The organism is Proteobacteria bacterium CG1_02_64_396, assembly GCA_001872725.1.
In the GTDB taxonomy this organism is placed as follows: Bacteria; Pseudomonadota; MNWR01; order CG1-02-64-396; family CG1-02-64-396; genus CG1-02-64-396.
This window is the reverse complement of sequence record MNWR01000071.1, coordinates 1-14,691: the sequence shown is the minus strand read 5'-3', so window position 1 is coordinate 14,691 and position 14,691 is coordinate 1. Positions and strand designations below refer to the sequence as shown.

Genomic DNA, 14,691 nt, shown 5'->3' with positions numbered 1-14,691 from the left:
GGGGGGGGGGGGTATTTGCAACATGTTTATAAAGGATGTGGTGATCACAGTGCCCCTGAATCCAGGAGCGGTGGGGCATTGGTTTTGGGGATTTCGGATGGAGATGAGTTTGTTGAGACTGGGGGGGATTTCTTACTTGGTTATTCTGTGAATTTGGTTCTGGAGTTGTCATCTGTTAGTCAATCCATGAAACCAGTAAATTCACAAAATACCAGGTTGGTTATTCAAAAAACCCGCGTGAACGCCATAAAACCTAAGGAGGAAATGATGCCACAGGTCAACATCGCAGTATCTGGGGTCGATGATGGGGTCACTGTTTCGCACAACGGTGAGCAGGTCATGCATGTCGATTCTGGAGGAAGCAAGAAAGCGATCATCCAAGCCAATAGTGGGGATTCATTGACGTTCGTCATTCACAACATGTGGGGGGCATGGAAGGCTAATTTTTTGGTAGTTTCGGAGGGGAAAATTCTGTTCCAAGCCAGTCCGAGCAACCCCGACCTACTCCAAGGCCCCAGTGACCCATGGAGCCACACGATAATCATCCCGTGATTCGTAATTGACCATCACATGAGGCCAGAAAACACCATGAAAACATCATCAAAAAACCTATTAACCCCCGCCATTGCCTGCGTCGCCGTGTTGCTGGCGACCACAGGATGCGGACCAGCTGGCATTTCCCACACTTTGGTGGAAGAGCCCAAAACCACCCATGTTTTTAATGCTACCGATGCCGGAATTGGCCAAATCACCAGCACCATCGTGGTAGGGAGCAATTTGCTGGTGGCTGGATCAGCCGGAATTGCCATGGTTGGCGCCGATGGTAAACCTCTTTGGCAAACCCAACTGCCCCAAGCCCATGTTCGCCTGGTGGCAGCCGATGCCAGCGGCATTGCCTGGACCTCGTATTCGGTGGGCAAAAAAGAGGAGCACTCAACGTCGATGTTCCTGATTGGCGGCTTGAATGCTCCGCCCAATGGCCAAGAAATGCAGCTTGGCCTTGTCGATACCCAAGGAACCCCAAAATGGTCGACTACTTCGGCGGGAACTGGGTTGATTTCCCCCCCGACGCTGGGTCAAAAATCGGTGGCATTTACGGTTGGAGACACCTTCACTGTTGTCTCACGTGACACAGGGGCCACATTGAAGAGCTTCGACATCGGCGAAATCACCCTGGGTATGGCGTCAGCGGAGGCCATATATGCAAGCACCCCCCGGCTTAGGGCGTGGTACCACAATGGCAATTACTACCTCGCCAACGGCTATAAGTTTTCGCTGATTGGTGAGGCTTCTCTTGAGATGGTTACCCATTCGAGGGGACCAGGGGGACTGGAGGTTTACGGCGCCCTGATGGCAGGCCCGATTACCATTAACGACACCTTCATTTTCGCGGCGGCCGCCCACCCGACCGCGATGATTGGCTCCAATACCAACGATTACCAGCCGGGATTTTTCGGTGTCGACCTTGAAGGCGAAAACACCATTAAATTCAATGCCGATATTGACACTGACTACTACGACGGCGTCGGTGCCATTACCACAAACGGCACCAGTATTTTTGCCGCTGCCGACCGCCGGGTGATTGCTACCGATCTGGAGGGTGATCAAATCTGGGAGGTCTGGAACGGCGAAACCAATGGCGCCATTACCCCCAACTCAGTACGTAATGTGCGCTTCCAAAAACCCAGCGTTGGGGTGGTGGGCGCCCTTTTGGGGGCATCTTCCGGGGCCTCGATTCCCATGCGTCTGGGTACCACCCAACAAATGGCTGCAACCACCACCAAGGTTTTTGTTTCGAGTGTTCACGGGACGGCTGATGCCATCACGGTTCTGGATGCGGGAAAAGGGACTTACCTCAATACCATCAATATTGGTGAGTCCATCGTTGAGCTTGCCCTTTTGGAGCAAACGCTTGTGGTTGCAACTCCGAACCATGTGTTTTTGATGCCGACCAATTGATCAAACAGGGGCTACATCGATCAAAGCGATGTGGCCCTTATTTTTAGATCCATATTGATCTCCCCACATGATCAGCCAGTGCATATCCATAAAAGGTGCGGTGCGGTATGCGCGTTCTATTCTGAAAGGAACCAAGAATGCCAAGGATCCCTTTTACACCCGATGAACCAACGTTGCGCTGGCTAACTGAGACCAACCAACCTGATCGACGCATGTGCCTCGAAGCAGATTTCGCCTATATCGACCCATCGAATCGATCTTGGTCCGTTCGGAAAGATTTTGTTGTCGATGGGGCCAGTATTCCCCGCATTTTGTGGAATATCGTTGGTTCGCCCTACACCGGCGATTACCGGCGTGCCTCCATTGTCCACGATTACTGGTGCCAGCAAAACGGTTGGCAAGGGCGTTTGGCGGCAGACCGCATGTTTCGCCATGCCTGCCTCGACGGTGGTTGTTCGCCCCAACATGCTTGGCTGCTCTACATCGGAGTTCGCATCGGCGCCTACACGCCATTTTTCACCGTGTCTCCCGCGCAAAGCGCAACGTACTCCGCCTTCGAATACGAGCAAACACCCGGACTATCCCCCCAAGAAGAGGCACAACTCTTGGCATTCCAAGAAGCGGCAAGGTTAACCAATACACGCCTCTCGAATGAGGCTAGTGATGATGACCTTGCCGATATAATTGATAAAACCGTCGAGCTTTCATTGTCCCGCACTGGAGTGCTGCACAGCGAGTGGACCCAATCTTCATCCTGAATCCATGGGCTGATTTCAGAAAAACCAGGATTTACGCCGACTACAACCAAAACAGCTTCACCCGCCGGGCGAAGCTCCTATGCCCTGTAGGCCGCATCAATGCTCGATTTTTTTCGGTTTTGCCCACGGATTCAAGAAGTGGCTATAGGCATCCAAGTTTTGAGTCGGTAGACAACTTTGTTCCGTGAAAAAATCCAAGAAAACAAAGCATATATCCGGCTTGAATTACGCATTCAATGATTGCAATTTATGGAGGAAGTCATGATCACAAAAATGAACTTCGATGTTAACGGCGATAGGCACATCACTCCCAACGAGGTTGGCCCCGATGCCGACTTCCCTGCTCTTTATGTTGGCGCAAAAGGCAACCTGCCGGGCAGCCCATTTTCAGGATTGTGGGTAGTTGCTGATGTTCACGTTGGGCCAGCCAACGGGGCATGGATCCAAACATTGTTTCTGCGCAGGGCATAAAAACGCCACTGAGGTGACCATCATGGGAACATCCGGTTTATCTCCATGCGTCGGTTTGCTTGTATCCCTAACAGCCTTATGGGGGTGCACTGGCGGATCAGGCGGGGACCAGAATGGCGCTGGACAAGAGGCTGGCGCGACGTGGCCCATAACATCGCCGAGTGGCCAAATGGGCGGAAGTTATTTCCAGCCAGGTGCGCCCATAATCTCCATCACCCCTCTCTCGTGTTCTGTATCCTTAGTTGCCGGTAACGGCGGGGAAATCGGGATGGTCGGAGTACCCATACCAGGATTGCAGGCAAAATTTCACGAGGCAGAGGGGATGACAACGGATGGGACAAGTTTGTACATCGCCGAACACGGAAATGCCGCGATTCGAAAAATTGATCTGGTCAGTGGAATGGTTACTACCCTTGCCGGATGGCGAGGGTATCTATCGACCGGTTTTGTGGATGGGGTAGGTAGTTCTGCCTACTTCCGCAGCCCAACGGGGATCACTACCGATGGAACCTATCTTTACATCGCCGACGCCAACAATCATGCCATACGAAAACTGGATCCCTTAACCGGCCTTGTAACCACACTAGCGGGGGCCCTTCCAATCGCAACAGATGCCTATGGAAACACCGGTGGAATACCGGGCTACCTTGATGGCGTTGGAACCCTGGCCCGTTTTAACAGCCCTTGGTCCATTACCACGGACGGTCTCAATCTGTATGTCGCTGATTTTATGAATAATGCCATCCGAAAAATAGACCTAACAACCCACAATGTAACCACCCTAGCGGGACGACCACCTGCAGAATCCAACGGCGCTCCCTCTCCATCTGGGAACACCGATGGTCAAGGACCATTAGCAAGATTTTCGGGCCTTTATTCCATAACAACCGATGGCGTTAATATCTATGTTTTAGGGCACACTTTAGGTGGTGTCGTCCTACGAAGGATATCAATAGCAACAGGTCTTGTTGACTCCGTTCCACTACCCAAAATCGGTTCGCTTAAATCCTACAGCGCGATAAACGGCCTCGCCACCGATGGTTCGAGGATATACATTTCAAATAACCATGGTAGATTCACTAACAATGATGGGGAAATTGTCGTTTACGATATTGCCCAAAAGACGGTACGGCTACTGGCTGGTAATCTTTTTAGCACTGCAACTTCCGGACTTTGTAGCGACATGCATTTCCAGGATCTAGCCGGTTTAGCATTAACGCCGGACGGCTTATATGTCATGGACACCTATCGGGTTTATAAAATTCAGTGAAGAACGATGGTTAGCTGTCCATATCCAGTATTTCCTCAAACAACCTATTTCCCGAGGCCCTCCCATGCGCCGTTTCGCCAAATTTGCCGCTCTAACCATCCTAGCCGCTCTCCTCACCGCCTGCGGCTCCAATTCCTCCGACTCCAATTCGGGAAGCGCCACCACCACAGCCACCGGCTACTTCGTCGACGCCCCGGTGCAGGGGGTGACCTACAGCTATGTGCAGAATGGCCAAACCATCACCGGCACCACGGGGGCGGGGGGGGCGTTTACCTACCCGGCAGGGGTCGACGTCACCTTTTCGGTGGGCAACCTGACCTTGGGTACCGTTACCCCCAGTGGCACGGTAACCCCCATCCATTTGGCCGGAAACGGGGCCAACGCCACCAGCCCAGCGGCGATTAACGTGGTGAGGCTGCTGCTGTCGCTCAACAGCAGTGGCAATACGAACAACCTGATCATCGACCCAACGGTGGCCGCCGCAGCCACCACCACCCTGAACTTGGCCACCGCCACCGATCTCGACCTGCAAGCGGCGCTAAACCAAATCAACGCAGCAACAGGTAACACCTTTGCGTTAACAACGGTGGCAGCAGCCCAAAACCATCTGCAAGCCACGATGAACGGGATGTTTGCCGGGAGTTACAGCGGCACCTATTCCGGAACCTCCGGGGGTGTTTGGTCCATCGTCATCGACGCCAGCGGCAACGTCACCGGATCGGTGGATACCGGTGATGTCATCAACGGCACCATGAGCACTACCCTGAATACCAACGGTTTTGATTTCGTCGGCACCGCCGGAAACACCACCTGGAACGGAACACTGAACACCGCCACCGGCACTTTCAGCGGCAACTGGAGCAATGGGACTGGATCGGGGAGTTACACCGGAACGAAGGCGGCAACGGGCGGGGGCGGCGGAACCCCAATGGCGCAGGGGCTTTGGCGCGGCACCAATCCCAACAACGGCAACATCGTGGATCTGCTGGTCGTAGCCAACGGCGCAGCCTGGATCACCAGCAACGACAGCTTCAAGGAACGCCCCAGCTCTTTGACGGCGGGCACCCTTTTGAACAACGCCGGGGTCTTAAGCGGCACTGCCACCAGAACCGCCCTTGACGTGGGGGTGCCCATGACGGGGCTGTCCGTCACCGGAACCCAAACCCCCTCCGCCGTCACGCTCACCTTAGGTGGAACCACCTTGAACCTCACCCCCGTGGCCACCACCCCAGCCACCTTGGCAGCAGTCACCCGTTTCTGGACCAATTCGTGGATTTGCCCCGTCAACAGCGACGAAATCAACACCACCATCGACGCCAATGGACAGTTCGCTGTGTCAACCATGTTGGGAAAAACCCTCGCAGGGCAACTGACCCCATCTACGGCAGGGGATTATTTCGATGCCGTGCTGACTTTTGGTGGCACCTCTACGTTGTATGCGGGCAAAACATTCACCGGCATTGCCTACCTGACCACCACCGCCGCCAACACGCAAAAGTTGGTGGTAGTGGCCAGCGATGGCACCGATTACATCGGGTTTAATGTTCAATAAAGGGTAACTATTCTGCTCCCCCGCCAGGGCGTCGGGGTGGTCCGGCGGGGCGAGGTTGATGACCGCCGCGAAACCTTGAGCGCCCAGGCGGTCGAGATCGGCTTCACTGAGCTGGCCCGAGGTCCAAACCTGATCGAAGGCGTGAAAGGTATGGATCGCCTCGATCCCCTCCCCCGCACGCAATGTTTTCATCCTCATCCCTCGGGCAACGGTTCAAAAAGCCCCTGCAAATCTTCGGGGCCGAATTTACCCAGCGCCGTGGCGTCGTCGCCGAGCACCCCCGCCGCCAACGCCGCCTTGTGCTCTTGCAACGCCAGGATCTTCTCTTCGATGGAGCCCGCAGCCACCAGCTTGTAGACGAACACCGCCTGGGTCTGGCCGATGCGATGGGCGCGGTCGGTGGCTTGGTTTTCGGCGGCGGGATTCCACCAGGGGTCGAAGTGGATCACCGTGTCGGCGGCGGTCAGATTGAGCCCGACCCCCCCCGCTTTGAGACTGACCAATAAGACCGGGGCCGCCCCGGCTTGAAAACGGTCGACAACCGCCTCGCGATCCTTGGTTTGGCCGGTCAGGGTCAGGTAAGGCAGACCAACCTTGTCGAGCGCCTGGGCGATGAGGTCGAGCATGGCGACAAACTGGGAAAACACCAGAATCCGCCGCCCCTCCTCGACCAGCTCCGGCAGCATCTCCATCAATAAATCGAGCTTGGCGCCCCCCTTGACCCGTGTGGCGGTTGTCGTTTTCAGCAGCCGGGGATCGCAACAGACCTGACGCAGCTTGAGCAGGGCGTCGAGGATGAGGATGTGGCTGCGGGCCAGCCCCTTGGCGGCAATCGCCTCGCGCACCTTGGCATCCATGGCGCTGCGCACCGTCTCGTAGAGATCGCGCTGAGATCCCTCCAACTCGACGCTACGCACGATGACATTCTTAGGGGGCAGGTCGCTGGCCACCTCGCTCTTGCTGCGGCGCAACATAAAAGGGGCGACCCGGCGGGCGAGTAGGTCGCCGCGCAACCGGTCCCCCTGTTTTTCGATGGGGTTGCGGAACTGCTTGGCAAACCGCTTGGCGTCGCCCAGAAAACCGGGGAGCAGAAAATCGAACTGGCTCCACAACTCGCCGAGGTGGTTTTCCAACGGTGTTCCGGTCAGGCACAGGCGATGACGGGCATTGATCCGCCGCACCGCCTGCGCCCCCTTGCTGCCCGCGTTTTTCACCGTCTGGGCCTCGTCGAGAATCAACAGGTGGTAGCTGTGAGCGGCCAGCGCCTCGATGTCGCGCCAAACCAAGGGGTAGGTGGTCAGCACCACGTCGTGCTCGGCAATGGCGGCAAAGCGCTCGGCCCGGTCGGGGCCGCGCAGCCCCAATACCCGCAAGTCGGGGGCGCAGCGCGCAGCCTCGCGCCGCCAGTTGAACAGCAGCGAGGTCGGCAGCACCACCAAGGCGGGACGGTCGAGCCTGCCTGCCCGTTTTTCGGTCAGGATGTGAGCCAGGGTTTGGGCGGTTTTGCCCAGCCCCATGTCGTCAGCCAGGATTCCGGCCAAATCCTGCTCGCGCAAAAATTGCAGCCACGCCAGCCCCTCGCGCTGATAGGGACGCAGCTCCAGCATGAAGCCCTCGGGCGGCGCCACCGCCGTCACACCCCGACTTTGCCGCAGCCGTTCGGCCAACGCCGCCACATCCTCCATCCCTTTGAATTGCCAGCGTTCTTGATCGCCCAATTCGGCCAGACGGGCCGCATCCCAGCGCGACAGGCGCAGGGTATCGCCGGGTGGGGTATCGAACAGGTCGATTAGGGTGCGCATCACCGGTTTGATCCGCCCGGCGGGCAGCGCCACCCTCCCGCCGTCGGGGAGATCCAGCGCCATCACCTCTTCGTCGTCGATCCCCGCCAGACCTTGCGCGTCAAGCAAGCGCGGATCGCGCTTGAACAATTGGTACAGTAGCGGGGGCAAGGGAAAACGGCGCCCCTCGACCACAATCCCCATGTCGAGATCGAACCACCCCTCCTCCCCCTGGACGACCTCCCCCTCCCAGGATTCGACCGGCGCAATCCGCTGCCGAAAATCCTCTGCGAAACCGACCTCCCAGCCCAGGGCGCGCAGGCGGGGCAGTTCGTCGAGCATAAAGCTGGGCCACGCAGCGTGGTTGTCGAGGGCGTACACCGGACGCGGGGGATCGGGGGTGAGGTAGGGGGTTCCCAACACGGGGGACAACCCCGCCGATTGCAGCTCTTCGAGACGAAGGCGCTCCTCGTCGCGGCGCCGGGCGACCCGCACCAATGTCCCCTCTAGGGTGATGTGGTATTCCCCCGATGCCTCGGGGCCGAGCACCACGGTTTCGTAGGCAAAACTCGGGATCGCCACGTCGAAGGTTCGCTCGTATCGATCATAGCCCTGGTGGGAAAGCCCCATGGCGACCACGGTGGTCAACAACAGGACGGGGCGGGGATCGACCTCGACGAGAGGCGGCTCTTCGGCCTGGGGCAACGGGAGCTTGGGGTCCAAAACGGCCAAGGTTTGCGCCACGGCGGGTAGGGCGGCAACGGGTAAGGGGGGTGCCTGCAACAAGCGGTCGAGCAGCTTGGGGGAATGGGGGGTTTCGACCACCCCCGCCAGCCCCCGATCAAGATCGAGATACCAAAGCCCCCCCGCCGAAACGACCCTCCACGAGGGGGGATCGGTTCTGATGGCGGGACGAACCGCTGGGGCGTTGCCCTCTGCCCGCCATACCACCTCACCGGGTCGGGGCGTCCCCGCATCCAGGGGTACCCAGTCCTCGCCGTCGCCGCTGGGATCGACGCACAACCTGCCGGTATCGAGCATCCGCCGCATCAGCTCGGGGGTATGGAGGTTCTTCAACGGTTGGCCATCCCCGTATTGCCGCGCCCAATCATCCCCCTGCCGCCAAAGCAGCCCCAGAATCGCCAGGTCGTCCTCGTCGACGAAACGGGGTGGTTTCAACAGGGCTTGGCGGATGTTGTTCCAGGGCGAACTGGGGCCGGCAAACGATCCATCCCGGCGCAGCCGAACCTTATGCAGCGTGACATCCCAGGGGGCAGCGTCGGTCAACCCAGGGGCCAACACATAAAGCAGCTGTTCCTGGGCGGGTGGAGGCCTCGTCGCGCCCGGCGCCACCGACCGCAAAGATTCGATCCAATCGGACACCTCAAGCCCGATGCCGCTGGCCGCCCCCTGTCGACTGCGTTCGGCAAAAGCGAGCAAGGTCGCCGCCACATGTTTGCAGTTGTAGCCCACCGGACAGGTGCAAAACCCCATCACACCCCAGCCGCCGCGCTGCTCGCGAAACGTCACTGTCACGCGATAAGGACGGCGAGCAGTCCCCCGAACCTCGGCCTCGATCCGGTCGCCGGATGCTTCGAGCAGACGCACCACCGCCACATACCCCTTGCCCTTGGCCACCTCGCGGGGGCCGAGCCAGGACTCGATGTCGTCGAAGGTAAATTCAGGCAGGGACATGGATGCTCCAGAATGGGGGAAACCGTACTTGTGGGGAGAGTCGCTGCGAGGGTGGGGACGAACAGCCCTGGCGATCCATGCAAACCGCCCTCGCACAACCCGTCGTCCTGCACTGGCGTCCAGGGGCAGTCGGGGCAATGGCCAAGGGAAACGCTGATTCAAGGCTCCTGCCTTGAGTCAGCACGCTACGCAAAAACCAAAAGTAGGCGCCTTGAGGCGGCGTCGTTTGTGCTTCGCTTGCAGAATTGGCAGTGCTTCGGCGACTTAGGTCGCCTCCTACGACGGCGCTATTTTGGCGATCCATCCCTGGGTCGCTCGGAAGCGCTATTAAATCAGCGCTTCCCAAGCGATCCAACCGTGCACTTGCACGCAATCCTACCCCCCGCAAAAAACAAAAGGCGGCCCGAAGGCCGCCCTTGTGTCGTTCAACCGTCCTTACCTCTTGCCGAAACGCTCCAAGATGTGCGGCACATAGGTCTCGATCCCCTTTTCGAGCGTGTACTCCGGCTCATAGCCGAGCAAATTGCGGGTCTCGGTGATGTCGGCCTCGGTGTGGTTCTGGAAGAAATCGTAGGGATTGTCGAAGTACTCGATTTCGAGACTGCGCCCCAACACCCGGTTGAGGTTGCTCACGATGTCGTTGAAGGAGCGGGCCTTGCCGCTGCCGACGTTGACCACACCGCTGCGCCCGGCGCTCATCGCCTTGAGATTGGCCTGCACCACGTCGCCGATGTAGACGAAATCGCGCATCTGCTCGCCGAACTTGAAGATGCGGGGGTTTTTGCCGTCGAGCATCTGCCGACACAGCTGCAAAATCATCGAGCTGGTCTTGCCCTTGTGCCACTCCCCCGGCCCGTAGACGTTGAAATAGCGCATCCCGATCACCTGCAAGGCGGGGTGTTCGCGCCAGTAGCGCGCGGCGATCTGGTCCATGGCGTACTTCGAAAAGCCGTAGACGTTGGCGGGAATCAGCCCCTCGGTGATGCGGTTGGGGGCGGGGGAGTTGCCGTAGACCCCGGCACTGGAGGCATAAATCACCTGGGCCTGCCAGTGCAGCGCCATGCTCAGAATGTCGGCGAAGGCGTTGGTGTTGACCTCGACCATCTTCTTCTGGTCGAGCACGGTGGTGTCGGTGATCGCCGCTTCGTGGTAGATGACGTTGAAGGGGTCCATGGAACGGATGCGGGCTTGGGCGGCGGGATCGGTGATGCACCCCGCGACCACCTCCCCTTTAAAACCGATCAGGGTTTTAAAGTCGCCGCTCGAAAAATCGTCCCAAACTACGATGCGGGCGTTGGGGTACTTGTCTTGCAGGGCGAAGGCAATGTTGGAGCCGATGTAGCCGGCGCCGCCGGTCACCAGAATGCGCATGGAAGCCTCATAGGGTTCAAAGAAACAAAAGTTAGAGTGTGTGTGCGATTTCGTAGGGGGCGCGCAGTCGCTTGAGGGGGACGCCGTCGACCTCGGGGGTCGGTTGACCCTCCTCGAAGGCGTCGAGCTTGAGCATCCCCAGGGCGATGTCGCGGCCATCGGGCAGGCACACTCGGGAGGTTAACGTCCCCACCTCGTGGCCCGCAGCCATCACCACCCCATCCTTGTCGGGGATGCCCCGCCCCTCGACCAACATCAAGCGGCGCTTGAGGTTGCCCCGAAAGTGGGTGCGGGCGGTCATCTCCTGGCCGACGTAGCACCCTTTGTTGAAGTGAACCGCATTGCGTTGATCGAGGTTGAGCTCCAGCGCCAACGCCTGCTCGGGTTGCCAATCGACCCCCGGGGTGCCAATGCCGTCGACGATCCGGGAGGCGGTAATCAGGGCGGGGAGCTCTTGCCCCCCCTGGTCGGCGATCTCGTCCATCAATTTGGCGACCGCGGCCTCGGGGCCCACCACCCGGTGGCGACGCCCCCACAGTGCGGTGATCCGCACCGCTCCCTCCACGATGAGATCGCCCACCTCGCCCTCTTGCCAGCGGGGCAGCCCCCCCAGCACCTCCATCACCGTAAGGTCGGTCGGTTCGATTGCAACCGGGGTACGCAGCTTGTACATGTTGAGTTTGGCGGTGAGTGCCTCAAGGCGGTCGGAGGCGATCAGCAGCAACACGCCGTCCTCTTCGGGCACCACCTCAAGATCGAAGAGAACCTTGCCTTGCGGGGTGAGCATGGCGGCGAAGCGGGCCTTCCCCGCCTCATGCTCTTTCATGTGTTGGGTCAAAATGCCGTGCAGAAACCCGCCCGCCTCGGCGCCCCGTACCCGCAGGGCGCTCATACCGGCGCGAGCCCAAGCCAAACCACCGTTGAGTCGTTCGGCCTGGCGGTCGTCTAACAACACTGTACGCATCGTTTACTCCTCTTGGTCGGATCGCCCCTTGTGATAACAGGGTGCAATCCGTACCCTTCAAACGTCAAAAAAGCCTTATTTTACGAGGGATACCCGTTCAATAGGTCCGCTTGGCGCTCCAGACAAGCGGGTGATGATGGAGAACCCCCCGCAGGAGCGCAACGTTCCAACATGAACGTCGCCCCTTATCCACCCATAACCCGGTTGCAATCCGAGTCATCTTCCATGACGGCTGTACAACCCCAATTTTCGTTTGCTTGCCCCGAAGATGCCACCATCGATCGGGAGCTGGAGTTTTTGTATTACGAGGGGCAACGGTACCACTTCCTTGATCGCCGGACCTTCGACCGCATTGAGCTCGGCGCCCAGGAACTCGGCGAGGCACCCGATTTTCTTCGCCCCAAGGTTGTGTTGGGGGCCTGTTTTCGCAGTCAGAAGCTGGTGCGGGTGATCCTCCCCATTCAGGTGTCCCTACTGGTGACCGATGTCGATTCGGTCTCGGCATCGGGTCAGCGGCAGGCGGTGCTTGAGACCGGTCTAACCCTGACGGTGCCCCAGACCGTGTCGGTGGGGGATTTGGTCGTCGTCGACACCCTCACCCGGAGCTTCGCGGCCATCGCCTGATGCCGCTGGCCCCATCCCCCATTGCCCCACGCCGGGTGCTGTTGATTGTCGATGGCGGCGAGCTGATGGCCTGCTCCGATTGTTGTGGGGGGCTCGCCGACGCCCCCTCCCTGGGCGGCGCTCCTCCCCCCGATGGTCAATCCGGCAAAGAGGCGATACGACGTGTATACGCCCGCTTGCAAACCCGGTCCGATGTGGCGGTCGATGTGGTCGATCTGCGCAACCTCTTTTACCTGCTGCCTGTTTTGATCCGCCGTATGGGTTTGTGGCACGGACTGACCACTTGGCTGACCCTGCGCGCCCCCGCCGTCATTGTCGACCAGCATCGCTGCTTGAACGGACTCGACGAACTGAACCAGGACCCCGACCTCGACCTCGACCCCATGAACCGAATCCTGGATGGAGCGCATGAACCCTAAATTCTGGTTTCTGATCGCAGCCCCCGTTCTCGGGTTGTTGATCCCTCAATGGCAACCGATCCCCGATCAACCCCAGGCCAACGCGATGCTGGGGATCGCCCTGTGGATGGCGCTGTGGTGGATCGGGGAGTGTGTCCCCCTGGCGGTTACCGCCCTACTCCCCTTGATCCTCTTCCCCCTGCTCGGAGTCGCCGCCACCAAGGCGGTCGCGCCCAAGTACTTCAACAGCATCATCTTCCTCTTTTTGGGGGGATTCTTGATCGCCCAGGCGATGGAGCGCACCGGGCTGCATCGGCGCATTGCCTTGAAGATCCTCGCCCGCTGGCACCACAGCCCGCTGCAACTGGCCACCGGTTTTGCCGTTGCCACCGCGTTTCTGTCGATGTGGATCTCCAATACCGCCACCACCATGCTGATGGTGACCATCGCCATCGCGGTGATCCGTCGCCTGGAAGAGCAACAGGGTGAGCAAACCACGGCGCTGTTCTCGATCCCGCTGCTGCTGGTGATCCCCTACGCCGCCAACCTGGGGGGGATGGGGACGCCGGTGGGAACCGCCCCCAACCTGGTTTTTCTCGAAACCCTGGCTGCACACCGCCCCGAACTGATCCCCACCTTTTTGCAGTGGATGATGATCGGGGTGCCGGTGATGTTGGTTGGGTTAGGAGCGGTGTTGCTGCTGGTGGGACGAAAGGTGCGGGCAATGCCCTGGAGCATCGATTCGGGGCGCCCCCTGCGTGACGAGCTGGCCTCTTTGGGGCCGATCAAAACCGGGGAACGCAAAGTCGCCATTGTGCTGACCTTGACGGCGCTGGCCTGGATGACCCGTAGCGGCATCAAGACCGACGATTTCGCCATCCCCGGTTGGACCGCTCTGCTCCCCTATCCTGGCGTCGACGACGGCACAGTGTCGATGTTTGGAGCGCTGAGCCTGTTCTTGCTGCGCCGCGCCGACGGCGCCCCCATTCTTGATTCGTCCGCTTTCGGCAAGCTGCCGTGGGGGATTGTTCTGCTCCTCGGTGGCGGCTTTGCTCTGGCGATGGGAATGCAAGACTCGGGGTTGTCTCATTGGCTGGGGGGGCAGTTGCAATTCTTGCAGGGGGTGCCGTTACCGCTGATGTTGCTGGGGGTGACGCTGGTGATGGTCTTTCTGACCGAGATCACCAGCAATACCGCCATCACCCAGGTGATGCTGCCGATTCTGGCTGCGGTGGCGGCCACCACTGGCGATGACCCCATCGCCTTGATGCTGGTGGCCACTCTAGCCGCCTCCTGCGCCTTTATGCTCCCGGTCGCCACGCCGCCCAACGCGATCGCCTTCGGCACTGAACGGCTGCCGATGCAGGCGATGATCAAAGCAGGGGTTCGGCTCAACTTCGTCATGACCGGAGTGATCGTCGTGATGGTTTTGCTGCTGCGCGGGGTTATGCCGGGGGGGTGAAGCCGTGGCCGGTTCGGTCGTCCGGTAGTCCCGCAGTCGCAAACGGACGATGGCCCACGTCCGCCAAAAACGCCCCCATCACGCCCAATATCGGCGTGGCACCTCACCCAACATGCACAGCGTCGCCCTGGGAAGGTCACGTGCAGCGCCCGCGCCCAAGTGGTCGTTTCTGGCCTTGTAAGGGCTCCCAGAGTAAGGTTCGAAAGGGTCTTCGCCCTCGACACCAGTTGACCAAGCTTTACTCGGATCATGCCGACGATGGGGGGTCGCGGCGCGATACTGGGGTACTGTGGGGTGGACCCCACTCCTTGGACAGTTTGGGGGCGAAAATTTGTAAACGGTTAGTGGCGGTGGGTGGTTCCGCCGTGGGTTTGATGGACCTGTTC

Annotated in this window: 9 protein-coding genes; 6 read left to right on the top strand and 3 right to left on the bottom strand. The window is 59.4% G+C overall.

Annotated elements, in window-relative coordinates:
- Positions 1–267 precede the first annotated feature (267 nt).
- The 3 genes from AUJ55_08520 to AUJ55_08510 all read left to right on the top strand — a co-directional run bounded on the left by AUJ55_08520 (position 268) and on the right by AUJ55_08510 (position 6,010).
- On the top strand, positions 268–552 hold the full coding sequence (locus AUJ55_08520; protein OIO56425.1) for a hypothetical protein: 285 nt from the start codon (positions 268–270) through the stop codon (positions 550–552).
- A gap of 138 nt (positions 553–690) precedes the next feature.
- A complete protein-coding gene (locus AUJ55_08515) occupies positions 691–1,959 on the top strand; it encodes a hypothetical protein (GenBank protein ID OIO56424.1) in 1,269 nt (422 codons plus the stop codon).
- Between the two features lie 2,563 nt (positions 1,960–4,522).
- Entirely contained in the window at positions 4,523–6,010 is a 1,488-nt protein-coding gene (locus AUJ55_08510; protein ID OIO56423.1) for a hypothetical protein, read from the top strand.
- Between the two features lie 194 nt (positions 6,011–6,204).
- Here the strand turns inward: AUJ55_08510 and AUJ55_08505 are convergent, their stop codons facing one another.
- The 3 genes from AUJ55_08505 to AUJ55_08495 form a co-directional block, all read right to left on the bottom strand.
- Positions 6,205–9,480: a hypothetical protein gene (locus AUJ55_08505; GenBank protein OIO56428.1), complete on the bottom strand. Its 3,276-nt coding sequence runs from the start codon at positions 9,478–9,480 to the stop codon at positions 6,205–6,207.
- A gap of 441 nt (positions 9,481–9,921) precedes the next feature.
- Positions 9,922–10,857, bottom strand: a complete 936-nt coding sequence (locus tag AUJ55_08500; GenBank protein ID OIO56422.1) for an ADP-glyceromanno-heptose 6-epimerase — start codon at positions 10,855–10,857, stop codon at positions 9,922–9,924.
- Between the two features lie 31 nt (positions 10,858–10,888).
- Positions 10,889–11,821, bottom strand: coding sequence for a hypothetical protein (locus tag AUJ55_08495; GenBank protein OIO56421.1), 933 nt, complete (start codon positions 11,819–11,821; stop codon positions 10,889–10,891).
- Between the two features lie 225 nt (positions 11,822–12,046).
- Here AUJ55_08495 and AUJ55_08490 point away from each other — a divergent pair, with 225 nt between their 5' ends.
- The 3 genes from AUJ55_08490 to AUJ55_08480 are packed head-to-tail and all read left to right on the top strand — an operon-like array spanning position 12,047 to position 14,305.
- Entirely contained in the window at positions 12,047–12,445 is a 399-nt protein-coding gene (locus AUJ55_08490) for a hypothetical protein (GenBank protein ID OIO56420.1), read from the top strand.
- On the top strand, positions 12,445–12,864 hold the full coding sequence (locus AUJ55_08485; protein OIO56419.1) for a hypothetical protein: 420 nt from the start codon (positions 12,445–12,447) through the stop codon (positions 12,862–12,864). The genes AUJ55_08490 and AUJ55_08485 overlap by 1 nt, the downstream gene beginning before the upstream one ends.
- Complete coding sequence (locus AUJ55_08480) at positions 12,845–14,305, top strand: hypothetical protein (GenBank protein OIO56418.1); 1,461 nt, start codon at positions 12,845–12,847, stop codon at positions 14,303–14,305. Before AUJ55_08485 ends, AUJ55_08480 begins: the two co-directional genes overlap by 20 nt.
- The last annotated feature ends 386 nt before the right edge of the window (positions 14,306–14,691 follow it).

What these genes read in the sequence shown, in the direction of transcription:
- AUJ55_08520 (OIO56425.1), top strand. Translation starts at nt 268, where the DNA reads ATGCCACAGGTCAACATCGCAGTATCTGGGGTCGATGATGGGGTCACT.
- AUJ55_08510 (OIO56423.1), top strand. Translation starts at nt 4,523, where the DNA reads ATGCGCCGTTTCGCCAAATTTGCCGCTCTAACCATCCTAGCCGCTCTC.
- AUJ55_08500 (OIO56422.1), bottom strand. Translation starts at nt 10,857, where the DNA reads ATGCGCATTCTGGTGACCGGCGGCGCCGGCTACATCGGCTCCAACATT.
- AUJ55_08495 (OIO56421.1), bottom strand. Translation starts at nt 11,821, where the DNA reads ATGCGTACAGTGTTGTTAGACGACCGCCAGGCCGAACGACTCAACGGT.
- AUJ55_08490 (OIO56420.1), top strand. Translation starts at nt 12,047, where the DNA reads ATGACGGCTGTACAACCCCAATTTTCGTTTGCTTGCCCCGAAGATGCC.
- AUJ55_08485 (OIO56419.1), top strand. Translation starts at nt 12,445, where the DNA reads ATGCCGCTGGCCCCATCCCCCATTGCCCCACGCCGGGTGCTGTTGATT.
- AUJ55_08480 (OIO56418.1), top strand. Translation starts at nt 12,845, where the DNA reads ATGGAGCGCATGAACCCTAAATTCTGGTTTCTGATCGCAGCCCCCGTT.